This is a genomic window from Actinosynnema pretiosum, assembly GCF_002354875.1.
Lineage (GTDB): Bacteria > Actinomycetota > Actinomycetes > Mycobacteriales > Pseudonocardiaceae > Actinosynnema > Actinosynnema auranticum.
In genome coordinates this window covers 536,236-561,527 of the sequence record NZ_CP023445.1, presented here as the reverse complement: position 1 = coordinate 561,527, position 25,292 = coordinate 536,236, and the positions used below count along the sequence as shown (strand labels likewise).

Here is a 25,292-nt window from a genome sequence, read left to right as displayed (position 1 = left end):
AAGCTAATGTTCTAGGCCAGCGGGCGCAAACCCCAACGTCCGGCCCAGCTCTCGCCGGGGGCCAGCCAGAGCAGGTCGACGCCCGAGTTGAGGGCGTCCGGCGGGCACGTCATCGGCTCGATCGCGACCGCCCTGCCCCGGCCGGGGAAGTTGTCCGGGGTGTAGACCTGCACCCACTTGAAGTCCGGGTCGGCCCACACCTCGACGCCGCCGTCCGGGCCGCGCAGCTGGTGCCGCACCAGGCCGTCGACCGGCTCGCAGCCGCCGAACGGGGTGTCCAGCTCGACGCCCTTGAGCAGGCGCGCGGCCCGGAAGTCGCTCTCGCCGGACACCGGGACGGCCGGGCCTGAGGGGATCATCCGCTCCGGGTCGAGCGGCAGCACGGTGGTGGCGGCCAGGGTGAGCGTGGACGTGTCGGTGCTGGACTTGCCCGCCCTCGGGTACGGGTGGGTGCCGACGCCGAACGGGGTGCGCGCGGAACCGATGTTGTGCACGCCGTGCGAGACGGTCAGGCCCTCGTCGTCCAGGGCGTAGGTGATGGTGGTGCGCAGCGGCACCGGCCAGCCCCGGCCCTCGACGCCGACCTCCAGCGACACCAGGGACCCGGTGTGCTCGACGACGGTCCACTCGGCGTGCCGCACCAGGCCGTGGATGGCGTTGCCGCGCGCGGTCTCGCCGATCTCGAGCTGCTGCTCGGCCCCGTCGAGCACCCAGGTGCCACCGGCGGTGCGGTTGGGCCACGGCACGAGCACCGCGCCGCTGCCCATCGGCGGTTCGCCGTCGTACGTCTCGACGTACGGCACCCCGTCTACCTCGAAGGACTTCAGTCCGGCGCCAACCTTGGCGATGACGGCGCGCGCGCCGCCGTGGGCGATCTCCAGCATGGACCAACAGCGTACGCACGCGCGGCGGGTGCGCAGCGCCGCCACGACCGGGTGAGGGGTGCGGGTTCGGGCGGGTTCGGTCAGGTTGGGGCGGGTGGGGGAAATCGCTTTCCCGGTTCCCCGCGCTCCCGGCTACTTGCCGAGCTTGGCCGGGTCGACCTCGACGACGCCGTGGGCGACCCGGTTGATCAGCCACAGCACCAGGCCGGCGAGCAGCAGGTAGAGCGCGATCAGGTAGTCGGCGGACGGGCGACCGGACAGCGGGCTGGCCAGGTAGGCGCAGGTGAGCGCGCCGAGCACGGGCACGATCGTGGGGGCGCGGAAGTGCTCGTGGTCGGCGCGGTCCGCGCGCAGCACCAGGACGGCGACGTTGACGATGGCGAAGACGACCAGGAGCAGCAGCGCGGTGGTGCCGCCGAGCTTGGCGATGTCGGTGGTCAGGACGAGGGCGATCGCGACGCCGGTGGTGAACAGGACCGAGACCCACGGGGTGCGGCGGGTGGGGTGCACGACGCCGAAGAACCTCGGGATGATCCGCTCGCCCGCCATGCCGTAGACGAGGCGGCTGGCCATCAGCATGTTGATCAGCGCGGAGTTGATGACGGCGAACAGGCCGATCAGGGAGAACACCCACAGCGGGAACGAGGGCGCGCCGACCTGGACCACCTTGAGCAGGGCGTTGCTGCCCGCGGCTGCGAGCTCGTCGGCGGGGATCAGCAGGGACGAGGTGACCGCGACCAGGACGTAGATCAGCGCGGCGACGCCCATGCCCCACAGGACCGCGCGCGGGAAGATGCGGACCGGGTCGCGGCACTCCTCGGCCATGTTGACCGAGTCCTCGAAGCCGACCATGGCGAAGAACGCGAGCGAGGTCGCCGAGGTGATCGCGATCAGCGCGGACTGGCCGGGGGCCGGGTCGATCCGCACCAGGCGGGACGGGTCGCCGTCGCCGGAGGCCACCGCGAGCGCGCCGATGGCGATGATGATCAGCAGGCCGGAGACCTCGATGCAGGTGAGCACGACGTTGGCCTTGACCGACTCGGAGACGCCGCGCAGGTTCACCACCGCGAGGCCGAGGATGAACAGCACCGCGACCAGGGACGCGGAGACGGTGACCGAGTCGGAGGAGAACTCGCGGAGCACGGACTGGAGGTAGGTGCGGCCGAACGCGAGCGCGGCCGAGGCGGCCGAGGTGATGCCGGAGCTCATCACGGCGAAGGCGACCATGAAGGTGAGGAACTGGACGCCGAACGCGCGGTGGGTGTAGAGCGCGGCGCCCGCGGCCTTGGGGTACTTGCCGACGAGTTCGAGGTAGCTGAACGCGGTGAGGAACGCGACGGCGAAGGCGATCAGGAACGGCAGCCAGAGGGCGCCGCCGATCTTGCCCGCGACGTTGCCGGTCAGCGCGTAGACGCCGGTGCCGAGGATGTCGCCGACGACGAAGAACAGCAGCAGCTTGGGGCCGATGGCCCGGTTCAGCTCGGGTTGCGCGGGTTGAGCCGGTTGAGCGGGTTGAGCCGGTTGAGCGGGCCGCGCTGGCTGTTCGGGCCGCGCGGGTCGTTCGGGCCTGCCTGCCGATTCCCCCATGCCAGTTGAGTGTGCCCGGTCACAGTCGGTCCAAATGGGTGATAGTTGCGTCTTTTCGGGGAATATAGGTAGTGCCGGAGCGTGCGGGGTTGGATGGGGCCTACTCCGAACGGTCGGCATTCACCACTAGACGGTGAAGCGAACGGGTGCGTTCAGCGGCGACCCCGGTTCGCGCCGAACCCCGGCGGGTGGGTGCTTCACCCGCCGGGGTTCGTGCCGTTGGCGCGCATCAGCCGCGGGTGGACCTGCGGGTTGCGCGGGGTTGCGCGAGGACTCGGACCAGGGAGGTGGGGGACGGGTCGCCGCCCGCCCCCCACCTCGTCCGGTTACCCCGTCAGCCGGGCTCCACGCGGTTCAGGCGAGCGATTCGCGCCACGCCGAGTGCAGCCGCGCGAACCTGCCCCGCTCCCCGATCAGCTCCTCGGGCGTCCCGTCCTCCACGACCCGGCCGCCGTCGACCACCAGCACCCGGTCCGCGATCAGGACCGTGGACAGCCGGTGGGCGATGATGAACGCCGTCCGGCTGGCCAGGACCGTCTCCAGCGCGGACTGCACGGTCCGCTCGGTCGGCACGTCCAGGCTCGACGTGGCCTCGTCCAGCACCAGCACCGCCGGATCGGCCAGGAACGCCCGCGCGAACGCCACCAGCTGCCGCTGCCCCGAGGACAACCGGCCGCCGCGCTTGCTCACGTCGGTGTCGTAGCCGTCGGGCAGCCCGCCGATGAAGCCGTGCGCGCCGACCGCGACCGCCGCCGCGACGACCTCCTCGCGGGTGGCGTCGGGGCGGCCGAGGGCGATGTTGTCGGCCACCGTGCCCTCGAACAGGAAGTTCTCCTGCGTCACCATCACCACGGCCCGGCGCAGGTCCGCGTCGGACACCGACCGCAGGTCGGCGCCGTCCAGCCACACCGCTCCCCCGGTCGGGTCGTAGAAGCGGGCGACCAGCTTGGCCAGCGTGGACTTGCCCGCGCCGGTCGCGCCGACCAGCGCCACGGTCTGCCCGGCCGGGACGCGCAGGTCGAACCTGGGCAGCACGAGCGAGTCGGAGGCCGGGTAGCGGAACTCGACGCCCTCGAACCGGACCTCGCCGCGCACCGGCCCCAGCGGGACCGGGTCGACCGGGTCGGGCACCGACGGGCGCTCCTCCAGCAGCCCGGACAGCTTCTCCAGCGCGGCGGTCGCGGCGGCGTAGGCGTTGGTGAACATGGCGATGTTGTCCATCGGGTCGTAGAACCGCCGCACGTAGAGCGTGAACGCGGCCAGCACGCCCAGCTCCAGGGTGCCGTCCGCGACCCGCCACGCGCCCCACGCCAGCAGGACGGCGAGCGAGATGTTGCCGATGGCGCGCACGGCCGAGGTGAACGTGGCGACCACGTTGAGCGCGGTGACGTTGGCGTCCCGGTAGGTGTTGTTGAGGTCGGCCATGATGCGCTCGTTGCGCGGCTCGCGGCGGAACGCCTGCACGGCGCGGATGCCGTTCATGGTCTCCACCAGCTGCACGACGACCTTGGCGATCGAACCGGTGGTGCCCCGGTAGGCCGCCGCCGAGCGGGCCTGGAACCAGCGGACCAGCAGCACCAGCGGCAGGAACCCGGACAGCACGAACAGCGCCATCGGCACGTCCAGCGCGAACAGCACGACGCTGATCGCGAACACCGACAGCATCGCGTTGAAGAACCCGTCGAGGCCCTCGTCGAGCAGGTTCTGCAGCGAGTCGACGTCGTTGGTCATCCGGGAGATGACCTTGCCGGAGGTGTAGCGCTCGTGGAAGGACACCGACAGCCGCTGGACGTGCCGGAACACCCGCAGGCGCAGGTCGAGCAGCACGTCCTGGCCGATGCGGCCGATGAGCCGCACGAACGCGTAGCGCAGGACGGTGGCGGCCAGGCCGGACGCGGCGTAGCCGCCGACGCACCAGGCGAGGGTGGCCGGGTCGCCGTCGAGGGCAGCCGGGACGCCCCGGTCGATCGCGGCGGCGATCAGCAGCGGGCCCGCGAGCAGGACCAGGTTCTCCACGACCATCAGGACGAGCGAGAGGGCGACCAGGCCGGCGTGGGGGCGGAGCAGGGAGCCGAGGAGGCGGCGGGAGCGGGCGCGCAGGCGGGTGCCGGTGGTGCGGTCGGGGTCGTCGACCTCCTCGGCTGCCACGCCGCGCCAGCCGTCGGCGGAGGGGGTGGGGGTGGGGGTGTCCTGCGTGGGGGTGGTCGGGTCCTGCGTGGGGGTGGTCGGGCCCTGCGGGGTGGTGGGGTCTTTCGGGCCGTTTCCGGTCGCGGCGCTCACACCCGCACCTCCTCGTCCTCGTCGGCCAGGGTCGACAGCAGGTGGCGGTACTCGGCGTTGCCCGCGAGCAGCTCGCGGTGCGTGCCGGTCGCGGTGATCCGGCCGCCGGAGAGGACGGCCACCCGGTCGGCGAGCTGCACGGTGCTCGACCGGTGCGCGACGACCAGCGCCGTCACATCGCGCAGCACGCGCCGCAGCGCGGCCTCCACCTCGGCCTCGGTGTGCACGTCCAGCGCGGACAGCGGGTCGTCCAGCACCAGCACCGCCGGTCTGCCCGCGACCGCGCGGGCCAGCGCGAGCCGCTGCCGCTGGCCGCCGGACAGGGACAGGCCCTGCTCGCCGATGCGGGTGTCCGGGCCCCACGGGAGGGCGTCGACGAACTCCTCGGCGCGCGCCACCCGCAGCGCCTCGCGCACCGCGTGCGGCGAGGCGTCGCCGCCGCCGAGGACGACGTTCTCGGTGACGCTGGCGGAGAACAGCACCGGCTCCTCGAACGCGGTGCCGACGACCCGGCGCAGCTCGGCCAGGTCCAGTTCGCGCACGTCGACCCCGTCCAGGGTGACCCGGCCGCCGGTGACGTCGGCGAGCCTGGGCACCAGCGCGGTCAGCGCGGTCTTGCCGGACCCGGTCGCGCCGACGAGCGCGACGGTCTCGCCGGGGCGCACCTCCAGGTCGACGCCGCGCAGCACCTCGTCGCCCGAGCCGGGGTGGCCGAAGCGGACGCCCTCGAAGCGCAGGTGCCCGCGCACCGGCGCGGCCAGAGGTCGTGGAGCGGTGGGCGAGGTGATCGCGACCGGTTCGTCGAGCACCTCGAAGTAGCGGTCGACGGCCGCCGCGGTCTGGTTGGTCTCGGACAACAACCACCCGATCGAGTCGACCGGCCAGCGCAGGTAGGCGCTGACCGCGATGGCGGCGATGAGGGTGCCCGCGGTCATCGTGCCGGAGGTGATGCCGAACGCGCCCACGGCGAGCTGGCCCGCGATGGACAGCTCGGGCAGCACCAGCAGCGCCGCCCACAGCGCGGCGAACACCCGGACCTTGACCAGCTCGGTGCCGCGCAGCTCGCGGGCCTGGCGCTGGAACCGGGCGGCCAGGTGCGGGCCCCGGCCGAACGCCTTGAGCACCCGGATGCCCAGCACGGACTCCTCGACCGTGGTGGTGAGGTCGCCGACCTGGTCCTGGGAGAGGCGGGCGGCGACCTTGTAGCGGGTCTCGAACAGGTAGGACAGGGCGATCAGCGGCAGGGTGGACAGCAGCGCCACCAGGCCGAGCAGCGGCGACAGCCAGAACAGCACGCCGAGGCCGATGACGATGACGGTGGTGTTGACCAGCAGGAACACCAGCACGAACGCGACGAACCGGCGCACCGTGGTGAGGTCGCTGGTGGCGCGGGAGAGCAGCTGCCCGGACTGCCAGCGGTCGTGGAAGGCGACCGGGAGCGCCTGGAGGCGGGTGTAGAGGTCGGTGCGCATGGCCAGCTCGACGGTCGAGGCGGGGCGGGCGATGACCTTGCGGCGGGTGTAGAAGAGCAGGGCCTCGGCGAGGCCGAGCGCCAGGACGAGGCCGATCAGCCAGGGGAGGGCGGACGAGTCGCGGTGCGCGATCGGGCCGTCGACGACCCGCTGGGTGACCAGCGGGATGCCGAGCCCGCACAGCATGGCGAGCACGGCGGCCCCGGTGCTGACGGCTACCTGGTTCTTGACGGGGCGCAGGTACGGCCACAGCCTGCGCAGGGTCGCGGCCGTGGAAGTACGTTGGTCGTTCACGAGTTCCCCCTCGGGTCCGCTTCGACAGTACGAAGGCGGGCCTGCCGGTGGCATCCGGTTTTTCACCACCGAGGGTGCGGGCTCCAGTGCGCTGGAGGTCAACCGTGGAGATCGGTTTCCTGCTCTCCGAACCGGCGATGGCGTTCCCGGCGGGGAGGTTGATGGCGGTTCGGGGTGGGCGGTTGAGCGTGCTCGCGCCGGACGGGTGGCGGCCGGTTCCGGGGCGGAGGCCGGACGGGGCGCGGCCGGTCAGCCGGGAGGGGGCGGTGGAGTGGTGCGCTCGGGAGGGGCGGGACGTGGGGGTGCTGGATCTGGTTCCGGGGCCTGGGGATGGGGGTGGGGGTGGGGGTGGGGACCGGAGTGGGAGTGGGGACCGGAGTGGGAGTGGGGACCGGGGTGGGAGTGGGGACCGGGGTGGGGGTGGCGTGCGATGACCCCGGCTCCGGGCGGGGGTCCGCGCCGGAAGCCGGGGTCAGGGGGTGGGGTGTTTGGGGGTCAGGCCGAGCGGGAGCGCATCAGCATCGTGGGGATGGTGAGCAGGCCGGCCAGGGCGTAGCTGAGGCCGGCGAGGATCGCGAGGACGACCCACTGGTCGCCCGTTCCGGCTAGCAGGTTCGGCATGTCGAAGTAGTGGGCGACGGCGAGGACCACCGGGCCGAGGAGCACGATCGGCCACGCGGGGCGGACGCCGAGGAGCCAGAGCAGCGGGCCCGCGAGGAGCGCGCTGGCGACCAGGGCCAGGGGGAGGCCGACGAAGAGCAGGAGCAGGAAGTCGGGGAGGGACGCGGAGGCCTCGCCCAGGGCGCGGTGCAGCAGGCCCGCCTGGTGGGCGGCGATCCAGGCCGCGCAGAGGCCTGCGCCCACGACGCCGGAGAGGACGACGCGCAGCAGCGCGGCGAACGCGAAACCGCCCGCTCGGGAGCCGCGCTCCCGGATGGTCGGGCGGGGGCGGGCGTCGACCGGGGTGCTGTGGGCCGAGGTGACTTCCTCGGTGGGGGTGGGTGTGGGGGGTGGGGTGGACGTGGTGGGTTGGGGCGAGGTGGTCTCGCTCACCGGGGTGTCCTCCGTTCGGGGGCTGTCCGTGGCGCGGCGCAACCGGAACCTGTGCGTGAAGCTGTCCGTGGAACCGGCCGCCTCCAGGCGGCTGGCCTCAGCCACGGGCCGCGGTGTGGACGACGGGGCGGCGTGCGGTCACCGGTGAGGCGAGGACGAAGCCGACGGCGCTGGTGAGCAGCACGTCGCCGGGGATCTCGAACCACACGGTGAGCAGGGCGAGCGCGGCGGCGAAGGCCACGCTGACGGCGGCCGTGCCCAGCGGGCGGCCGACGTGGGCCGCCGCGAACACGGCCCAGGAGATGAGGACGGCGGCGATCAGGCCGACCGGGATCATCACCAGGTAGAGCTCCAGGCAGCCCCAGTCCTCCTGGGTGCAGACACGACCGGAGACGATCCGGTCGCGCAGCCACATCCACGCGGCACCGAGACCCGCGCCCAGCGCGGCGCCGACCACCACTCGACCAAGCATGGGGACGGGGTTGCCCGAACGAGTGAGGGCGCAAACCCGATGTTGATCAATGGGGGAGGTGGGGGGATCAGCTGAGAGCTACGAGCCAAGAGCTGAAGAGCACGCCTCGCCGGCGGGGCAGACCTCCAAAAAAGAGGGGACAGGGCTCTGCCGGCCGGTGACCGTTGGTTCTGTGGTGCGGTTTACCACTGCGGTGGGCGGGGTCCCTCTTTCCCGTGTGGCCTCCTTTCAGGCAAGCACGCTCGTCAAGACGCCGTTGGGCACCCCGGTCTTCCGGGCGGTGCGGCGGCATCTTGACGAGCGTGCTCGGGCTTCGCCAGGCCAAACGGGAAAGAGGGACGCGGGTGGGTGTGCTGCGGGCTCGCTGCGCTCGCCCCACAGCCCGCGAGGCAGTCAGCCTGCGAAGCGGTCAATCCTCGACGTGATCAGTTGGCGATGCGATTGGGCTGTGCACTGCGGCAACTCGGGAGTGCGGGTGGCTTGCGGGGCTGCCGATGCCGATGGCCCGTGACCGGTGTGGTCAGCGGGCCATCGGTGGGGTGGTTTTGCTGGCGGCGCTTCGCCCTCGTCATCCCCTGGAGCGGACCCCCAGCAGGACGTCCTCCCAGGACGGGACGATCGGGTGGTTCTTCTTGCGCTTCGCGGAGGGCTGGTCTTCGGCCAGTTCTCCGTCGACCACGATCGGCTCGTCCACCACCGGGCGCTCCTCGCGGACGAGGATCTCCGGCTCGGCCAGGGGCCTGCCGTCGACGTCCAGGGCGGCGCGGGCCAGGTGGGTCACGGCGCGCAGGCTGCGCACCCGGTTCGGGTTGGGGTCCATCAGGTCGACGGCCGCGTCGTCCAGCGCGGTGACGGTGCCGCCGTGCGCGCCGGGGTGGAAGGCCCAGTGCGCGCGGTTGTCCGAGCGACCGGCCGTCCAGTGCAGTTGGACGACCCAGCGGCCGTCCTCGCCGCGCCAGGAGTCCCAGCTGACGTCCACGTACTCCTGGCCGCGCAGGCCGAACGAGTGCGCGACGACCTCGCCGAGGGTCTGCACGTCCGGGCCGTCCTCGCGGACCGGGTGGGCGCGCTGGGCCAGGTCGGCGATGCGGGAGCGCTCCAGCAGCACCGGGTAGGCGAAGCGCTCGACCCGGTGCGCGGGGATGCCCGCGATGGCGGCGACCTGGTCGACGGACTCACCGGCGCGGATGCGCGCCTGGATCTCGCGGGGCCGCATCTGGCTCTCGGTCTCGACCTCGATCTGGCCGAGTCTGGTGAGATCGCCGCGCGCGGCTGCGCGCAGGCGCTCGTCGGCGGGCAGCACGAAGCGCTCGCCGCGTTCGGGGTCCTCAAGGACGATCGACTTGCCGTCCTCGTCGAGCCCGACCACTCGCAGCGTTCGCATCATGGCCTCCCGGTTGCCATTCACCTCGCCGTGTACCGACGGTAGTCCGGCGCGCCGCCTTGACGCGGGAGGCTCGCCGTGCCGACCGTATGTCTTCACGCGATCTTCCCGCATGTCGTCGGTCGACGCACGCGTGTTACCGCAAGGTTCACCTCGCCAGGGTCCGGGAAGATCCCTGGCGAGGTACCCGTCACTCTGCGCGTCGAAACGGCGGTTTTCTCAGAGCTGGCCGACCACCCAGTCGACCGCCTTGGTGAGGGTGGAGACGTCCTCCGGCTCGACGGCCGGGAACATGGCGACGCGCAGCTGGTTGCGGCCGAGCTTGCGGTACGGCTCCACGTCCACGATCCCGTTGGCGCGCAGCACCTTCGCCACGACCGAGGCGTCGACCTCGTCGGCGAAGTCGACGGTGCCGACGACCTGCGAGCGGTGCGCCGGGTCGGCCACGTACGGCGAGGTGTACGAGGTCTGCTCGGCCCAGGAGTACAGCCGCGACGACGAGTCGGCGGTCCGGGAGACCGCCCAGTCGAGGCCGCCGTTGCCGTTCAGCCACTTCAGCTGCTCGTTGAGCAGGAACAGCGTCGCCACGGACGGGGTGTTGTAGGTCTGGTCCTTGGTGGAGTTGTCCAGCGCCGTGGTGAGCGACAGGAACTCCGGGACCCAGCGGCCGGAGGCGCCGATCTCGCGGACGCGGTCGAGCGCGGCCGGGGACATCAGGGACAGCCACAGGCCGCCGTCCGAGGCGAAGCACTTCTGCGGCGCGAAGTAGTAGACGTCGAAGTCCTCGGCCTTGACGGGCAGGCCGCCCGCGCCGGAGGTGGCGTCGATCGCGACGAGCGCGCCGTCCGAGCCCGCCGGGCGCGACACCGGGACGGCCACGCCGGTGGAGGTCTCGTTGTGCGCCCAGCCGACCAGGTCGACGCCCTCGGCGAAGGTGATCTCGGGGGCGGTGCCGGGCTCGGACTTCACCACGACCGGCTCGCCGAGGAACGGGGCGTCCTTGGTGACCTTGGCGAACTTCGAGGAGAACTCGCCGTAGGTGAAGTGCTGCGAGCGCTCGCGCACCAGGCCGAACGCGGCGGCGTCCCAGAAGGCGGTGGTGCCGCCGTTGCCCAGGACGACCTCGTAGCCCTCGGGGAGGGAGAACAGCGCGCGCAGACCGGAGCGGACCTCGCCGACGAGGGACTTCACCGGCTTCTGCCGGTGGGAGGTCCCCATCAGGTCAGCGCCCTCGGCGGCCAGGGCGCGCAGCGCCTCGGGCCGGACCTTGGACGGGCCGCAGCCGAACCTGCCGTCGGACGGCTTCAGGTCGGCGGGCAGGACCAGTGAGGTCGGGTCGGCGGTCTGGGTCATCTCGACGCCTCCGGGGGGTAGAGAACCTGACCGGCCACGTTGCCGGGGCCCCAGTGTTGCAGCAAGGTTCCTCGCAGATCACCAGAGGGTGTCCCCGGTCACGCCCGGCGAGGTGGTATAGGACACCGGCCAGAGTGGACGATCGTCGGGCTTGTGGCGACTCGGGGACGGGTTTCCCCGCGAGCGCGCCAGGCACACCTCCCGATTTCCGGAACAGCTCTCAGTGCCCCAGCAGCCCCAGGCGCATGGCGGTGGTGACGGCGGCGGTGCGGTCGGAGACGTCGAGCTTCGAGAACACCCGGAGCAGGTGCGTCTTCACGGTCGCCTCGCCGATGAACAGCTGCCTGCCGATCTCCGCGTTGGACAGGCCGCGCCCCACCAGCCGCAGCACCTCGACCTCGCGCGGGGACAGCGCCGGGGTGCGGCGGACCAGCCTGCCCGCCACCGACGGGGCCAGCACGGTCTCGCCGCGCGCGGCGGCGCGGACGGCGGCCACCAGGTCCTCGGGGGACGCGTCCTTGAGCAGGTAGCCGACCGCGCCCGCCTCCACGGCGCGCAGGATGTCCGCGTCGGTCTCGTAGGTGGTCAGCACGACCACCTTGGACAGCGCGCCGATGCGGGCGGTGGCCTCGACGCCGTCGCCGCCGGGCATCCGCAGGTCCATGAGCACGACGTCCGGCGGGTCGGCGCGGACCAGGCGCACCGCCTCGTCGCCGGAGGCGGCCTCGCCGACCACCTCCAGGTCGGCGGCGGGGGCGAGCATCCCGCGCACGCCCTGCCGCACCACCGGGTGGTCGTCGACCAGCAGCACCCGGATCACCGGGCCCCCGGCCGCTCGTGGATCGCTCACCCGCGCCTCCCCGTCCGTGTCGAGCACCGCACGACTCCCCCGCTCACCTGGGCGCCTCGGCGACCAGCACCGCGCCGTCCTCGTCGAAGCGGGTCAGCATCCCGCCGACCTGCTCCAGCCTGGCCCGCATCCCGCGCAGGCCGAACCCCTCCGGCGCGCCCCGGTAGCCCGGACCGTCGTCGCGCACGGTCAACCGGACCGAGTCCGGCAGCACGTCCAGCTCCACGCGCACGCGGGCGGCGTGCCTGCGGGCGTTGGTGAGCGCCTCCTGCGCGGCGCGCAGCAGCACCACCTCGACCGCGCGCGGCACCACCCCCGCGCCGCGCTCGGCGAACTCGGCCCGGACGCCGAAGTCCGCCACCCGCTCCACCTGCCTGCGCAGCGCGTCGGCCAGCGTGCCCTCCAGGGCGGCGGGCGCGAGCGCCGCCACCAGCGCCCGCGACTCGGCCAGGTTCTCCCGCGCGGTGCGCAGCGCCAGGTCCAGGTGGTCGTCGGCGCGGGCCGGGTCGGCGCGGGCCGCCTGGACCAGGGTCACGATGCTGGTGAAGCCCTGCGCCAGGGTGTCGTGGATCTCCGCCGACAGCCGCTCCCGCTCGGCGGCGACGCCCGCCTCGTGCGAGAGCTCGGCGATGACGAGGTTCCGCTCGGCCAGCGTGCGGATCACCCAGCCGAACAGCTGGGAGAACAGCGCGGTCGGGAGCAGCACCAGCAGCATCGCCGTCGGGTCGCCGGTCCTGGCCCACGCGAACAGCCACGGCGGCGCCACGAACGCGAGCATCACCCAGAAGGCGGGGCGCAACGGGATGCGCCGGTACACCTCGGGCAGCACCGCGAACAGCAGGAACGTCGTCCCCGGCGACAGCCACATCGCGGTCACCGTGAGCGCGTGCAACCCGGTCAGGTAGAGCTGCCGCGGTTGGAGCAGCACCCACGCGGCGATCAGCCCGAGCACCGCGAACACCGCCCAGCGCGGTCCGGCGGCGGTGTCCGAGAGGAGCGCGCCGCAGACCGCGACGAGCAGCCCGGCCCCGGTGATCAGCCCCCACTTCGCCCGTTCGTCCACCGGAACGAGGCCGCGCACAGCACCAAGCCCGCGACGCACCAGCCCAGCAGCACCAGCGCGATCCTCCCGTGCTCCCACGACCCCGCCACCTCCACGACCGCCGCCCCCTCGGGCAGCAGCACCGAGCGGAAACCCTGCGCGACCCACTTGAGCGGGAACAGCGAGCCGAGCACGACCATCCACTGCGGCAGGACCGAGATGCTGATGAAAACACCCGACACGAACTGGAGCCCCACGTAGGGCAGGTTCAGCACGGTCGGGGCGGAGCGGGCCGAGCCCGCGACGGAGCTGACGGCGATGCCCAGCAGCGCGCAGGAGACCGTGCCGAGCACGAACACCCAGGTGAGGGTGAACCAGCGGGCCGGGTCGGTCGGCAGGTCGACGTCGAACACGAGCACGCCCGTGAGCAGCACCAGCACCGCCTCGGCGAGGCTGAGCGCCAGGACCATGACGATCTTGCCGATGAAGTAGGAGGCGAGCGGCAGCGGGGTGCCGTGCAGGCGCTTGAGGGTGCCGTTCTCGCGGTCCTGGGCGATGCCGGCGCCGAGGGTGATGAACGTGGTGGAGATGATGCCCGCGCCGAGCATCCCGGCGGTGAACTCCTGCTCCTGGGTGAAGTCCGCGCCGGACGGGGTCATCCCGGAGAAGATCGAGCCGAGCAGCAGGAGCAGGAACACCGGCAGGGCGAAGGTGAAGAGGAACCCGGCGGTGTTGCGGAAGAACTGGCGCAGCTCCAGGCCGCCCCGCGCGAGTCCGAGCGCTGCGGTCCTCACGCGATCAGCTCCAGGTAGACGTCTTCGAGGGTGGGGCGGGTGACGGTCAGGTCGGCGACCGGGCCGAGGGCGTTCAGCTCGACGACGAGCGCGACCGGGTCGGTGGTGGCTCGGTTCTGCTGGACGCCGTCCGGGTCGACCCAGGTGACCAGGGCCTTCGCCCGGTCCCTCCCGCCGACGGTGGCGGGGGTGCCCTCGGCGACGAGCCTGCCGCCCGCGATGACGGCGAGGCGGTCGGCGAGCGCCTCCACCTCGTCGAGGTAGTGGGTGGTGAGCAGGATCGTGGCCCCCTCGCGGGCGAGGTCGCGGACCAGGCCCCAGAACTGCCTGCGGGCCTCGGGGTCGAAGCCGGTGGTGGGCTCGTCCAGGAACAGCACGCGGGGGCGGCCGATGATGCCGAGGGCGACGTCGAGCCTGCGGCGCTGCCCGCCGGACAGCCTGCCCGCGCGGGTGCGGGCCTTGTCGGCGAGGCCGACGAGGGCGACGACCTCGTCCGGGTCGCGCGGGTCCGGGTAGTAGCGGGCGTGGTGGCGGACGGCCTCGGCGACGGTGATGTCGGTCAGGTCGTTGGCGGCCTGCTGGACGACGCCGATGCCCGCGCGCCACGAGCGGGGCGCGGTGGCCGGGTCGGCGCCGAGGACGGACACCTCGCCGCCGGTGCGGGGGCGCAGGCCCTCCAGGATCTCGACGGTGGTGCTCTTGCCCGCGCCGTTGGGTCCGAGGAGGGCGAACACCTCGCCCTCGGCGACGTCGAGGTCGACGCCCCGCACGGCCTCGAAGTCCCCGTAGGACTTGCGCAGGCCGCGCACGCTGATCGCTGCTGTCATGCCGGGAATGCTGTCGCAGCGGGAGGGGGCGGCGGGACGTGCGTCCGGTGGACAGCGGTTGTCCACCGGACGGTGGACACGGGACGAAGATCGCCCGTTCGGGGGTCACCGGGATGGGCGACCGTGTCGCCCACCCCGGCCCCGCGCGTCACGCGATCTCGTTCCAGCCCTCGACCGACTCGACCGAGCGCGCCTCCGGACCGATGTACGCCGCCGACGGGCGCACCAGCCTGCCGGTGCGCTTCTGCTCCAGGATGTGCGCCGACCAGCCCGCGGTCCTGGCGCAGGTGAACATCGCGGGCATGATCGCGGGCGGCACCTCGGCGAAGTCCAGGACCACCGCGGCCCAGAACTCCACGTTCGTCTCGATCGCCCGGTCCGGCCTGCGCTCGCGCAGCTCCGCCAGCGCGGCCTGCTCCAGCGCCGCCGCCGCCTCGTACCGGGGCGCGCCCAGCTCCTTGCAGGTGCGGCGCAGCACGCGGGCCCTCGGGTCCTCGGCCCGGTAGACCCGGTGCCCGAAGCCCATCAGCCGCTCGCCCCGGTCGAGCACGCCGCGCACGTAGCCGCGCGCGTCGCCCTTGCGCTCCACCGCCTCGATCATCGGCAGCACCCGCGCGGGCGCGCCGCCGTGCAGCGGGCCGGACATCGCGCCGATCGCGCCGGACATGGCGGCGGCCACGTCCGCGCCGGTGGAGGCGATCACCCTGGCGGTGAACGTGGAGGCGTTCAGGCCGTGCTCGGCGGCCGACACCCAGTAGGCGTCCAGGGCCCTGACGTGCGCCGGGTCCGGCTCGCCGCGCCAGCGGGTGAGGAACCGGTCGGTGATGGTCGCGCACCGGTCGACCCGGTGCTGCGGCACGGCGGGCCTGCCGGTGCCGCGCGCGGACTGCGCCACGTACGACAGCGCCATCACCGAGGCCCGCGCGAGCTGGTCGCGAGCCTCCTGCTCGGGGATGTCCAGCAGCGGCTGGAACCCCCAGATCGGGGCGACCATGGCCAGCGCCGCCTGCACGTCCACCCGCACGTCCCCGGTGTGCACCGGGATGGGGAACGGCTCGGCGGGCGCCAGGCCCGCCCCGAAGGCGCCGTCGACCAGCAGCGCCCACACGTCGCCGAAGGTGACCCGACCGGCCAGCTCCTCGATGTCGACGCCCCGGTACCGCAGGGCGCCGCCGTCGCGGTCCGGCTCGGCGATCTCGGTGCGGAAGGCGACGACGCCCTCCAGTCCTGGCTTGAACCCGTCCTGCTCCGCCTGCTGCACCACGCTGTGCGCTCCTAACGCCGTGAAGAGCTGCCCAAGAGGTTGTCCGAACCCTGCCGCCGCTCACCCCTACTGGCAATCACAGCCGGAGGTGTCGTCCGTCACCCTCCGGCCGGGCGGACGGCGCGCCCCCGAAGCGATCCCGAAGCGGCCGGGGCGCGCGGAGATCGTTAAGTCCGGGTTTCCACCCGCTCACCCGCTGCTACCGCGCCGCGACCCGTGGTAGACCTCGGTGATGCACCTGACGCCGCACGAGCGGGACAAGCTCCTGGTCCACGTGGCGGCCGACGTCGCGCGCCGGAGGCTGGAGCGCGGGGTCGCGCTGAACCACCCCGAGTCGGTCGCGCTGATCACCTCGCACGTGCTGGAGGGCGCCCGCGACGGGCGGACGGTCGGCGAGCTGATGGCGAGCGGGCGGCACGTGCTGACCAGGGAGCAGGTCATGGACGGCGTGCCCGAGATGATCGACTCGGTGCAGGTGGAGGCGACCTTCCCGGACGGCACCAAGCTGGTGACCGTGCACGACCCGATCAGCTGACCCGCCGCGCGGGCCGAGGTCCGCGCCCCCTCAGCCAACACCAGCGAGGAGCGCGCCCGTGCGACCAGGCGAGATCATCCCCGGCGAGGAGCCGGTCGAGCTGAACCCCGGCCGCCCGAGGACGGCGCTGGTGGTGGTCAACGGCGGCGACCGGCCGGTGCAGGTCGGGTCGCACTACCACTTCGCGGCGGTCAACCCCGGCCTGCTGTTCGACCGCGACGCGGCCTGGGGCAAGCGGCTGGACGTCCTGGCGGGCACGGCGGTGCGGTTCGAGCCGGGCGTGGAGCGCGAGGTGGTGCTGGTGCCGCTGGCGGGCCGCCGGGTCGTGCCCGGCCTGCGCCCCGAGCACGCCGGGGAGCTGGACCGGTGACCCGCGTCGACCGCGAGCGGTACGCGGAGCTGCTCGGCCCCACCACCGGCGACCGGGTGCGGCTGGCCGACACCGACCTGCTGATCACGGTGACCGACGACCTGTGCCGGGGCGCGGGCGCGGGCGACGAGGTGATCTTCGGCGGTGGCAAGGTGATCCGCGAGTCCATGGGCCAGGGGGTGGCGACCCGCGCGGAGGGCGCGCCGGACCTGGTGATCACCGGCGCGGTGGTGCTGGACCACTGGGGCGTGGTGAAGGCCGACGTGGGCGTGCGGGACGGCCGGATCACCGCGATCGGCAAGGCGGGCAACCCGGACGTGATGGACGGGGTGCACCCGGACCTGGTGATCGGCCCGTCCACGGAGGTGCTGTCCGGCAACGGGAAGATCCTCACGGCGGGCGGGGTCGACTGCCACGTGCACTTCATCTGCCCGCAGATCGTGGACACCGCGCTGGCGTCCGGGCTGACCACGCTGATCGGCGGCGGCACGGGGCCCGCCGAGGGCACCAAGGCCACCACGGTCACGCCCGGCGCGTGGAACCTCGGCCGGATGCTGGCCGCGATGGACCACATGCCGGTCAACGTCCTGCTGCTGGGCAAGGGGAACACCGCCCGCGAGGACGCGCTGCGCGAGCAGCTGCTCGGCGGCGCGGGCGGGTTCAAGCTGCACGAGGACTGGGGCACCACGCCGGTCGCGATCGACACCGCGCTGCGGATCGCCGACGAGTCCGGGGTGCAGGTGGCGATCCACACGGACACGTTGAACGAGGCCGGGTTCCTGGAGTCCACCCTGGACGCCATCGCGGGCCGGTCGATCAACGCCTACCACTCGGAGGGCGCGGGCGGCGGGCACGCGCCGGACATCATCCAGGTGGTGTCCGAGCCGAACGTGCTGCCGTCGTCGACGAACCCGACCCGGCCGCACACGGTGAACACGCTCGAGGAGCACCTCGACATGCTCATGGTCTGCCACCACCTGAACCCGTCGGTGCCCGAGGACCTGGCGTTCGCGGAGAGCCGCATCCGGCCGACCACGATCGCGGCCGAGGACGTGCTGCACGACCTGGGCGCGATCTCGATGATCAGCTCGGACTCGCAGGCCATGGGCCGGGTCGGTGAGGTGATCATGCGGACCTGGCAGACCGCGCACGTGATGCACGGCCGCCGCGGCGAGCTGGCGGAGAACCTGCGGGCGCGGCGGTACGTCGCCAAGTACACGATCAACCCGGCGATCGCGCACGGCATCGACCACGAGGTCGGGTCGGTGGAGGCGGGCAAGCTCGCGGACCTGGTGCTGTGGGAGCCGAGGTTCTTCGGGGTGCGGCCGTCGGTGGTGCTCAAGGGCGGGTTCATCGCGTGGGCGGCGATGGGGGACGCGAACGCCTCGATCCCGACGCCGCAGCCGGTGCTGGCGCGGCCGATGTTCGGCGCGCACGCGGCGGCCCGGAGCAGCGTGCACTTCGTGTCGCAGCAGGCGGTGGACGCGGACCTGGCGGACCTGCTGCGGCTGTCCCGGCCGCTGGTGCCGGTGCGCGGCACGCGGGCGGTGGGCAAGGCGGACATGGTGCTCAACGACGCGCTGCCGCACGTGCGGGTGGACCCGGACAGCTTCGCGGTGACCGTCGACGGGGAGCTGGTCGAGCCGGAGCCGGTGGGGCGGTTGCCGATGGCGCAGCGGTACTTCCTGTTCTGACCACCCGGCCCGGTTCCGCGGTTGGCCGCGGACGGCGCGTGGCGCAACGGGTTGGGCTCGCGGGCCCGGTCGGGGCAGGGCTTTTCGGCGCAGGAGAGGAGCGGGCGGGTGGAGCTGGCCGCGCTGCTGCTGGTGGACTCGCGCTTCCCCGGAGGCGGGCACGCGCACTCCGGCGGGCTGGAGGAGGCGGTGTCGCGTCGGCTGGTGGTCGACGAGGCGACGCTGCGCGGGTTCCTGGTGGGCAGGCTGCGCACGGCGGGCGCGCTCGCCGCGGTGTTCGCCGCCGCCGCGGCCCGCGCGCCGGACCTGGCGGCCCTGCTGGAGCTGGACGTCGAGCTGGACGCCCGCACGCCGTCCCCCGCGCAGCGCAGGGCCTCCCGCGCGCAGGGCAGGGGGATCGCCCGCGCGGCGCGGCGGGCGTGGCCGTCGCAGCGGCTGGAGGAGCTGCTGCGCGCCGAACCGCGCCCGCACCACCCGGTGCTCACCGGGCTGCTGGTGGGCGACCCCGGCGACGCGGCGCGGGTCATCGCCTACCAGTCGGTGACCGGCCCGGCGACGGCCGCGATCCGGCTGCTCGGCCTGGACCCGTTCGGCGTCAACGCCGTGCTCGCGGGTCTCGCGGACGACCTCGGCGCGGTGGTCGCGGACGCCGTGGCGCGCGCCGCCGACCCGCCCGCCGAGCTGCCCGCGCCCGGCTCGACCGGCCTCGACCTCATGGCCGAGGCGCACGACCGCCACCACCAGGAAGAGGTGCGTCTCTTTGTCAGCTGACCACGGGCACGGCCACGGCCACGCCCACCCGGTGAACTTCGACCCGACCGACGCGGGGCGCGACCCGCACGAGCACGAGGCCCCCGGCGCCCGCAGGGCGGTGCGCATCGGCATCGGCGGCCCGGTGGGCAGCGGCAAGACCGCGCTGACCGCCGCGCTGTGCCGGGCGCTCGGCGGGCGGGTCGACCTGGCCGTGGTGACCAACGACATCTACACCACCGAGGACGCCGACTTCCTGCGCAGGGCGGGCGTGCTGCCGACCGAGCGGATCGAGGCGGTGCAGACCGGGGCGTGCCCGCACACCGCGATCCGGGACGACATCACCGCGAACCTGGACGCGGTGGAGGAGCTGGAGCAGCGGTTCCCCGGACTGGAGCTGGTGATCATCGAGAGCGGCGGGGACAACCTGACGGCGGTGTTCAGCCGGGGCCTGGCCGACGCGCAGGTGTTCGTGGTGGACGTGGCGGGCGGCGACAAGGTGCCGCGCAAGGGCGGGCCGGGGGTGACCACCGCGGACCTGCTGGTGATCAACAAGACCGACCTGGCCCCGCTCGTGGGCGCCGACCTCGGTGTCATGACGGCCGACGCCCACCGGATGCGCGGGGAGCTGCCGGTGATCGCCCAATCGCTGGTCGAGACGCCGGACGCCCCCGCGGTGGCGGAGTGGGTGCTGGGTCAGCTGCGCACGCTGGCCACGGTGAGGTGAGAGCCGACGCGGGCGTCGGCGCACCCGTGCTCGTCGTCGAGCGGCAGGTAGAGGGGCTCGGTCTCGTCCGGCGGGAACACCCGGACGCCCCACACCGGCACGGGGTGGCAGACCTCGGGGTCGAAGTTGCCGACCCGGACGAAGCCGACGTCCGCCGTGGCCGCGGCGCCGCGCGGCAGCACGAGCACCGGGCCGGGGCCGCCGACCCGCTCGGCGGCGGGGCCGACCTGGTCGCCCCGCTGGTCCACGTAGGACACGCCGGGGAACCCGCGCAGCGCGCACGGGCGCAGCCCCCGGTTGACCAGGGTGATCTCGCGGTAGGTGGTGCCCGCCGCGCCCTGCACCTCGCCGAAGCGGATGTCGAGCCCGGCGGAGCGGCAGGTGGGGGCCGAGGCCGCCGCCGCGACCGGTGCCGGGGAGGCGCCCGCCGAGGCCGAGGCGCCCGCCGAGGCCCCTGCGGCCAGGATCGCGGCCGTGGCGACGAGCGCGGTGGTGGTTCTGCTCATGGCTGTTTCCCCCTGGATTCGTGGACAGCTTCCAGACCGGTAACAGGGACGTCATATAAGGGGTCGAGGTTGCCCTCGTGAAGGCATTCGCGCGGCTGGTCGCGGAAAGAAACCCGAATGGCCGCACGGTGATCCGCGAAATGCGGTCTGCGACGCCGTTGACGCTGGTCCCGGCGCGCGGCGCGCGTTCGGACGCGCACGCGCTGGTGCATCTGGTCAGTTCGATCACCGCGCCGCTCGGGGGCGACGACCTCGAATTGCGGATAACCGTGGGACCGGGCGCGGCGCTCGTGCTGCGCGGGGTCGCCGCGACGGTGACGCTTCCGGGGCACCGGCCGGGCGGCAGCCGGTCGCGGGTGCTGCTGGAGGTGGCGGAGGGCGGCAGCGTCGAGCACCTGCCGGAGCCGACCGTGGTGACCGCGCGCGCCGACCACGAGGCGGTGCTGGAGGCGGAGCTGGCCGAGGGCGCGCGGCTGCGGGCGCGGGAGGTGCTCGTGCTGGGGCGGCTCGGCGAGCGGCCGGGCAGGCTCACCACGACCACGTCGGTGCGGCGCGGCGGACCGCTGCTGCGGCAGTCGCTCGCGGTCGGGGACGACCGGGGCGGACCGGACACAGTGGACAGCAGCCCCGCCGGGCTCGCGGGCCGGAGGGTGGTCGGCGCGGAGGTGCTGTGCTGGGGCGAGGATCCGCCGGGACCGGTGTCGGGCGACTGGTGGTCGCTGGTGCCGCTGGCGCGCGGCGGGAGCCTGGCGACCGCGTTGGGGGACACCGTGATCGAGGTCGAACGCGCTCTCACCGGAGCGTGTGACAGCCATCCCGGTTCGAGTGAGCTGCTGACTCGATCTCGTTCACGATTCCGTGCACAGGGTCACACGCTCCGTGTCCGTTCTCACCGTCCGGGCGGTTCCGCGCAGGACCGATAAGTCGTACGGTCGCGGGATCACCCGAGCTGAGAGCATTCGCTCATTGGGAGGTCGAGATGTCGGAAGCCACGACCAGCATCACGCTGCCGGCTATGCGAGTGTCCTACGAGCGGAGCGCGCTGGGCGAGGGCGACCTGGCCGCCACCTGGCACGAGCAGCTGCAGCTGTGGCTGGACGAGGCGACCGACGCGGGCCTGCTGGAGCCCAACGCGATGGTGCTGGCCACCGCCGACCCGAGCGGGAGGCCGTCGTCGCGGACCGTGCTGGCGAAGGGCCTGGACGAGCGCGGCCTCGTGTTCTTCACCAACTACACCTCGGCCAAGTCGCACGACCTGATGGCCACCCGCTACGCCTCCACCACGTTCCCCTGGTACGGCCTGCAGCGCCAGGCGCACGTGCGGGGCACCGTGGAGAAGGTCAGCCACGCGGAGACCACCGAGTACTGGGAGAGCCGCCCGAGGGGTTCCCAGCTGGGCGCCTGGGCCTCGCCGCAGTCACGGGTGGTGACCGGCAGGCCCACCCTGGAGTCCGCGCTCAACAAGGTCGAGCGCCAGTTCACCGACACCGAGCGCGTCCCGGTGCCGCCGCACTGGGGCGGCTGGCGCATCCGGCCCGAGGAGGTCGAGTTCTGGCAGGGCCGCCAGGACCGGATGCACGACCGGCTGCGCTTCCGCCTGGGCCGGGACGGCTGGGAGACCGAGCGCGTGGCCCCCTGACCCCGGCGGGGCCGGCAGCGCCGCCGGCCCCACCCCACCGGTCCCACGATTCCCGCTCTCGGGTTCGCCCCTTTTTCCGGCTTTTCCGGCTTTTCCGGCTTTTCCGCCCGGACTTCCGCTCAGCGGTCCTCCCGGCGACGCGCCGTCCGGTCCCCCGGAATTCCTCCGGCCACCGAGCTTTCCCCTTCCGGCTTTCCCCTTCCGGCTTTCCCGCTTCCGCTGGGCGGGTTTCCCCCGGCGCTTTCCCGCAGCGACTTCCGGCCGCCGTTCGACCACCGCCGTCAGGGCGCCGTCATCCGGCCATGGAGCGCTCCAGCACCACCGAGCCGCACCGCACCGCCTGCCGGTCCACCCGGTTCGCCAGCACCTCCACCTCGGGCAGCTCGTCGCCGGGCGCGATGAGGCAGGCGTACGAGGCGTTCTCCGGCCGGGCCCCGTGGTCGAAGCCCATGACGAACACGTCGGCCTCCACCGGCCGCCCGCTCTCCACCCCGGACAGGTCCCGCCAGCTCCCGGTCCGCCGCTCCACGCCGGAGAAGTGCCCGGTCGTCATCGGCACGTACGTGACGCTGCCGTGGTCCGCGAGCCGCTGGTCGATCGTGGTGACCACCGGTCCGACCGCGTCCGGCGCGGTGATGCCCGCGCCCAGCGCCACGACCGCGTCGGCGAAGCAGAACCACGCCTTCCAGCCCTCGGTGAACCCCTCCACGCCCGCCAGCCGCAGCGCGGCGACGCCGTTCTCCCCGTCCGTCCACCCGATCGCCTCGCCGCCGCCGCGCGGCTGGTCGGGCCGGGGCCGCAGCGACCGCCCCTGCTCGGCGGTGACGCCCGGCAGCCGCGCCCAGTCCCACACCGGCAGCACCGAGCGGTAGCCGTCCTCGGCCTGGTCGCCCAGGCGCAGCGCGGCGACCCCGTCGCCGAGGTGGCGGCCCAGCAGGTTCTCCCCGTTCAGGCACTCGGTGGGCACCGTCCGGCCCGAGGACATCCGCACCGACAGCGACCAGCCGGGTCTGCGGTGCACCAGGTAGTCGGACCTGGGGTACCAGCGGGTGCCGACCAGCGGCGCGCCGTGGCCCGCGAGGCGGTCGTGGAACGCGGTCAGCTCCGCGCCGCGCGGCGGGTCGCACTCCAGCAGGCGCAGCACGGCGGTGCGCAGGTCGGCGGTGCGGTGGTGGGCGTCGGCGCGGGCGATCTCGCGCCCCATGGTGGTGAAGTCGAAGCCGCCGCCGTGCACGGCCCACTGCTGGCCGTCCACCAGGAAGTCCGCGAGCAGGCGCACCTCGGCGGCGCCGAACGCCCACGGCGTGCCGTGCACCGCGCGCACCCACAGGGCGAGGTCGGCGACCAGCGAGGCGCCGTAGCCGCCGGAGTACAGCTGGGGTCCGTGCTGGTGGAAGCTCAGGTCCTCCTGGATGCCCTCGCCGTCGCCGGTGCGCAGCACCTCGGACATGCGGGCGACCGCGCGGCGGACCAGCTCCGGGTCGTCCTCGACGAGCCCCCGGCGCAGCTCGATCCCCTGCGCCCACACCAGGTTCTGCCCGGTCATCGGCACCGGACCGGCCTGCTCGGCGAGCCAGGTGCCCCAGGTGGCGCGCTGGGCGCGGTCGAGGTCGGCGCCGAGGAGCGCGTCGCCGACGAGGCGGGGCGCGCCGATCTCGTTGTACCACCAGTTGTCGCTGCGGGGAGCCAGCCTGCGCCACGCCTCGAGCGCCTTGAGCCGCTGGCCGTCGGGCAGCGACAGGGCGCGGCGGAGGTGCTCCAGCGGCGGGAAGTCGGCGGCGGCGTGGTCGGCGTAGTCGATGTCGGCCCAGGTGCCGTCGGGCAGCGGGGGGAGGCCGGGTCCGGGCTGGTGCGGCGGGCGCAGGCGGGCCCGGACGACGTCGAGGTCGCTCATGCGCCCCAGTCTGGTGGTGAGCGCCGTGACGTACGGGTGAATGTCGCGTTAGTTGTCGTACGCTAACCACCGTGAGGCGTTTGCTGGGGAAGGTCGCGATCGACACCAGGCCGCTGGGAATCCCGGCCTACCGCAGGTTGTGGGTGTCGACCATCGTCACCGCCGTGGGCAGTCAGCTGACCGCGGTCGCGGTGCCCAAGCAGGTGTACGACATCACCGGGTCGTCGGCCTGGGTGGGCGTCGCGGCGGGCGTGGCGCTGGTGCCGCTGCTGGTGTTCGGCCTGTACGGCGGCGCCGTGGCCGACGTGGTCGACCGGCGGAAGCTGCTGCTGGTGACCAACACGGGCATCGCGGTGACGTCGGTGCTGCTGTGGGCGCAGGCGGCCGTCGGGGCGTCGTCGGCGTGGCCGGTGATCCTGCTCCTGGGCCTGCAACAGGTGTTCTTCGCCGCGAACGCGCCCGCGCGCACCGCGTCGATCGCCAGGTTGGTGCCGCCGGAGATGATCCCGGCGGCGACGTCGCTGGGCGCGACCGTGATGACGTTCGGCGGCGTGTTCGGCCCGATGGCGGCAGGCGCCCTGATGCCCGTGCTCGGCCTGCCGACCCTGTACCTGATCGACGCCGTGGCCCTGACCGCGACGATCTGGGCCGTCTGGAAGCTCCCCCCGCTGCCACCTCTGAACGCCCCGTCCCGCCGCGCGGGTCTGCGCGACGTGGTCGACGGCTTCAGGTACCTGGCCGTGCAGAAGGTCCTGCTGGCGTCGTTCCTGCTGGACATCATCGCGATGGTCTTCGGGATGCCGAGGGCGCTGTTCCCGGAGATGGCGGAGCAGACCTTCGGAGACCCGCCGGGCGGCGGCTGGGCGCTGGGCTGGCTGTTCGCGGCGATGCCCCTGGGCGGCCTGCTGTGCGGTCTGCTGTCGGGGTGGACGTCGAGGATCAGCAGGCACGGCGCGGGCGTGGTCCTGGCGGTGATCGCGTGGGGCCTGTTCATGGTCGGCTTCGGCCTGTCGAACGCCCTGTGGCTCGCCGTGCTGTTCCTGGCCCTGGGCGGCGCGGCCGACATCGTGAGCATGGTGTTCCGCAACGCGATCCTGCAAACCGCGGCGAGCGACGACATGCGCGGCCGGATGCAGGGCGTCTTCATCGTCGTGGTGGCAGGCGGCCCCCGCCTGGCCGACCTGGCGCACGGCACGACAGGCGCCCTGATCGGCCCAGGCCCGGCGTCAGCGGTGGGCGGCGTCCTAGTGGTGATCGCGACGGTCGCCGCGGCCTTCCTGATCCCCACCGTGTGGCGCTACCGCTTCACCCCGGAACAACTGGGCCCGGTGGGGCCAACGGGACCAACAGGCAAGCTCTGACCTACCGCACTCGCGGGCTGCGGGGCGAGCGCAGCGAGCCCACGCAGCCCCACTCCCGCGTCCCTCTTCTCCGTTTGGCCTGGCGAAGCCCGAGCACGCTTGTCAAGATGCCGCCGCACTGCCCGGAAGACCGCCCGAGTCGTACGGCGTCTTGACGAGCGTGCTTGCCTGAAAGGAGGCCAAACGGAGAAGAGGGACCCGGACCACCGCAGTGGTAAACCGAACCACCAGCGGAACGGTCACCGGCCGGCAGAGCCCGT

23 protein-coding genes are annotated in these 25,292 nt (G+C 73.4%); 8 read left to right on the top strand and 15 right to left on the bottom strand.

Annotated elements, in window-relative coordinates:
* Positions 1-11 precede the first annotated feature (11 nt).
* The 13 genes from CNX65_RS02655 to CNX65_RS02590 form a co-directional block, all read right to left on the bottom strand.
* Positions 12-884 carry an aldose 1-epimerase family protein gene (locus tag CNX65_RS02655; protein ID WP_096491349.1) on the bottom strand — a complete coding sequence of 291 codons (873 nt, stop codon included), beginning with the start codon at positions 882-884 and terminating at the stop codon, positions 12-14.
* Positions 885-1,016: 132 nt separating this feature from the next.
* Positions 1,017-2,471: an APC family permease gene (locus CNX65_RS02650; protein ID WP_232519675.1), complete on the bottom strand. Its 1,455-nt coding sequence runs from the start codon at positions 2,469-2,471 to the stop codon at positions 1,017-1,019.
* A 354-nt stretch (positions 2,472-2,825) separates the two neighbouring features.
* The gene (locus CNX65_RS02645) at positions 2,826-4,751 is read right to left on the bottom strand and encodes an ABC transporter ATP-binding protein (RefSeq protein WP_198320425.1); all 1,926 of its coding nucleotides are present in this window, start codon (positions 4,749-4,751) and stop codon (positions 2,826-2,828) included.
* The gene (locus CNX65_RS02640; RefSeq protein WP_096491348.1) at positions 4,748-6,517 is read right to left on the bottom strand and encodes an ABC transporter ATP-binding protein; all 1,770 of its coding nucleotides are present in this window, start codon (positions 6,515-6,517) and stop codon (positions 4,748-4,750) included. Before CNX65_RS02640 ends, CNX65_RS02645 begins: the two co-directional genes overlap by 4 nt.
* Positions 6,518-7,012: 495 nt before the next feature.
* On the bottom strand, positions 7,013-7,675 hold the full coding sequence (locus CNX65_RS02630) for a hypothetical protein (protein WP_096491347.1): 663 nt from the start codon (positions 7,673-7,675) through the stop codon (positions 7,013-7,015).
* The gene (locus CNX65_RS02625) at positions 7,668-8,042 is read right to left on the bottom strand and encodes a hypothetical protein (RefSeq protein ID WP_096491346.1); all 375 of its coding nucleotides are present in this window, start codon (positions 8,040-8,042) and stop codon (positions 7,668-7,670) included. The genes CNX65_RS02630 and CNX65_RS02625 overlap by 8 nt, the downstream gene beginning before the upstream one ends.
* A gap of 568 nt (positions 8,043-8,610) precedes the next feature.
* Positions 8,611-9,426 carry a septation protein SepH gene (gene sepH / locus CNX65_RS02620; protein ID WP_096497567.1) on the bottom strand — a complete coding sequence of 272 codons (816 nt, stop codon included), beginning with the start codon at positions 9,424-9,426 and terminating at the stop codon, positions 8,611-8,613.
* A gap of 219 nt (positions 9,427-9,645) precedes the next feature.
* Positions 9,646-10,779, bottom strand: a complete 1,134-nt coding sequence (gene serC, locus CNX65_RS02615) for a phosphoserine transaminase (RefSeq protein ID WP_096491345.1) — start codon at positions 10,777-10,779, stop codon at positions 9,646-9,648.
* A 220-nt stretch (positions 10,780-10,999) separates the two neighbouring features.
* Complete coding sequence (locus CNX65_RS02610; protein WP_096497566.1) at positions 11,000-11,599, bottom strand: response regulator transcription factor; 600 nt, start codon at positions 11,597-11,599, stop codon at positions 11,000-11,002.
* A gap of 73 nt (positions 11,600-11,672) precedes the next feature.
* Complete coding sequence (locus tag CNX65_RS02605) at positions 11,673-12,692, bottom strand: sensor histidine kinase (RefSeq protein ID WP_232519674.1); 1,020 nt, start codon at positions 12,690-12,692, stop codon at positions 11,673-11,675.
* The gene (locus tag CNX65_RS02600; RefSeq protein ID WP_096491344.1) at positions 12,665-13,465 is read right to left on the bottom strand and encodes an ABC transporter permease; all 801 of its coding nucleotides are present in this window, start codon (positions 13,463-13,465) and stop codon (positions 12,665-12,667) included. Before CNX65_RS02600 ends, CNX65_RS02605 begins: the two co-directional genes overlap by 28 nt.
* Complete coding sequence (locus tag CNX65_RS02595; protein ID WP_096491343.1) at positions 13,462-14,292, bottom strand: ABC transporter ATP-binding protein; 831 nt, start codon at positions 14,290-14,292, stop codon at positions 13,462-13,464. The genes CNX65_RS02600 and CNX65_RS02595 overlap by 4 nt, the downstream gene beginning before the upstream one ends.
* A 148-nt stretch (positions 14,293-14,440) precedes the next feature.
* The gene (locus CNX65_RS02590) at positions 14,441-15,556 is read right to left on the bottom strand and encodes a citrate synthase 2 (protein WP_096491342.1); all 1,116 of its coding nucleotides are present in this window, start codon (positions 15,554-15,556) and stop codon (positions 14,441-14,443) included.
* 232 nt (positions 15,557-15,788) lie between these two features.
* Between CNX65_RS02590 and CNX65_RS02585 the strand changes: the two genes are divergently transcribed.
* The 5 genes from CNX65_RS02585 (at position 15,789) to ureG (ending at position 19,632) form a co-directional block, all read left to right on the top strand.
* On the top strand, positions 15,789-16,091 hold the full coding sequence (locus tag CNX65_RS02585) for an urease subunit gamma (RefSeq protein ID WP_012783138.1): 303 nt from the start codon (positions 15,789-15,791) through the stop codon (positions 16,089-16,091).
* Positions 16,092-16,149: 58 nt separating this feature from the next.
* Positions 16,150-16,461 (top strand): urease subunit beta, encoded by a 312-nt coding sequence (locus tag CNX65_RS02580; RefSeq protein ID WP_096491341.1) that lies wholly within the window; start codon positions 16,150-16,152, stop codon positions 16,459-16,461.
* On the top strand, positions 16,458-18,155 hold the full coding sequence (locus CNX65_RS02575) for an urease subunit alpha (RefSeq protein ID WP_096491340.1): 1,698 nt from the start codon (positions 16,458-16,460) through the stop codon (positions 18,153-18,155). The genes CNX65_RS02580 and CNX65_RS02575 overlap by 4 nt, the downstream gene beginning before the upstream one ends.
* 108 nt (positions 18,156-18,263) lie before the next feature.
* A complete protein-coding gene (locus CNX65_RS02570) occupies positions 18,264-18,926 on the top strand; it encodes an urease accessory protein UreF (protein WP_096491339.1) in 663 nt (220 codons plus the stop codon).
* Positions 18,916-19,632 (top strand): urease accessory protein UreG, encoded by a 717-nt coding sequence (gene ureG / locus CNX65_RS02565; RefSeq protein ID WP_096491338.1) that lies wholly within the window; start codon positions 18,916-18,918, stop codon positions 19,630-19,632. The genes CNX65_RS02570 and ureG overlap by 11 nt, the downstream gene beginning before the upstream one ends.
* Here the strand turns inward: ureG and CNX65_RS02560 are convergent.
* On the bottom strand, positions 19,602-20,138 hold the full coding sequence (locus tag CNX65_RS02560; protein ID WP_096491337.1) for a DUF4232 domain-containing protein: 537 nt from the start codon (positions 20,136-20,138) through the stop codon (positions 19,602-19,604). The two genes, ureG and CNX65_RS02560, sit on opposite strands and share 31 nt — an antisense overlap.
* A 77-nt stretch (positions 20,139-20,215) precedes the next feature.
* Between CNX65_RS02560 and CNX65_RS02555 the strand changes: the two genes are divergently transcribed.
* A complete protein-coding gene (locus CNX65_RS02555) occupies positions 20,216-21,061 on the top strand; it encodes an urease accessory protein UreD (RefSeq protein WP_096491336.1) in 846 nt (281 codons plus the stop codon).
* Between the two features lie 56 nt (positions 21,062-21,117).
* Entirely contained in the window at positions 21,118-21,777 is a 660-nt protein-coding gene (gene pdxH, locus CNX65_RS02550; protein WP_096491335.1) for a pyridoxamine 5'-phosphate oxidase, read from the top strand.
* A 292-nt stretch (positions 21,778-22,069) separates the two neighbouring features.
* Here the strand turns inward: pdxH and CNX65_RS02545 are convergent, their stop codons facing one another.
* Positions 22,070-23,671: a polysaccharide lyase family 8 super-sandwich domain-containing protein gene (locus CNX65_RS02545; protein ID WP_096491334.1), complete on the bottom strand. Its 1,602-nt coding sequence runs from the start codon at positions 23,669-23,671 to the stop codon at positions 22,070-22,072.
* A 71-nt stretch (positions 23,672-23,742) separates the two neighbouring features.
* Between CNX65_RS02545 and CNX65_RS02540 the strand changes: the two genes are divergently transcribed.
* Positions 23,743-25,032, top strand: a complete 1,290-nt coding sequence (locus CNX65_RS02540; protein ID WP_096491333.1) for an MFS transporter — start codon at positions 23,743-23,745, stop codon at positions 25,030-25,032.
* Positions 25,033-25,292: the final 260 nt, after the last annotated feature.

Excerpts from the sequence above, each read along its gene's own strand:
- CNX65_RS02545 (WP_096491334.1), bottom strand. The coding sequence starts at position 23,671 with ATGAGCGACCTCGACGTCGTCCGGGCCCGCCTGCGCCCGCCGCACCAG.
- CNX65_RS02595 (WP_096491343.1), bottom strand. The coding sequence starts at position 14,292 with ATGACAGCAGCGATCAGCGTGCGCGGCCTGCGCAAGTCCTACGGGGAC.
- CNX65_RS02560 (WP_096491337.1), bottom strand. The coding sequence starts at position 20,138 with ATGAGCAGAACCACCACCGCGCTCGTCGCCACGGCCGCGATCCTGGCC.
- sepH (WP_096497567.1), bottom strand. The coding sequence starts at position 9,426 with ATGCGAACGCTGCGAGTGGTCGGGCTCGACGAGGACGGCAAGTCGATC.
- serC (WP_096491345.1), bottom strand. The coding sequence starts at position 10,779 with ATGACCCAGACCGCCGACCCGACCTCACTGGTCCTGCCCGCCGACCTG.
- CNX65_RS02625 (WP_096491346.1), bottom strand. The coding sequence starts at position 8,042 with ATGCTTGGTCGAGTGGTGGTCGGCGCCGCGCTGGGCGCGGGTCTCGGT.
- CNX65_RS02655 (WP_096491349.1), bottom strand. The coding sequence starts at position 884 with ATGCTGGAGATCGCCCACGGCGGCGCGCGCGCCGTCATCGCCAAGGTT.
- CNX65_RS02650 (WP_232519675.1), bottom strand. The coding sequence starts at position 2,471 with ATGGGGGAATCGGCAGGCAGGCCCGAACGACCCGCGCGGCCCGAACAG.
- pdxH (WP_096491335.1), top strand. The coding sequence starts at position 21,118 with ATGTCGGAAGCCACGACCAGCATCACGCTGCCGGCTATGCGAGTGTCC.
- CNX65_RS02585 (WP_012783138.1), top strand. The coding sequence starts at position 15,789 with ATGCACCTGACGCCGCACGAGCGGGACAAGCTCCTGGTCCACGTGGCG.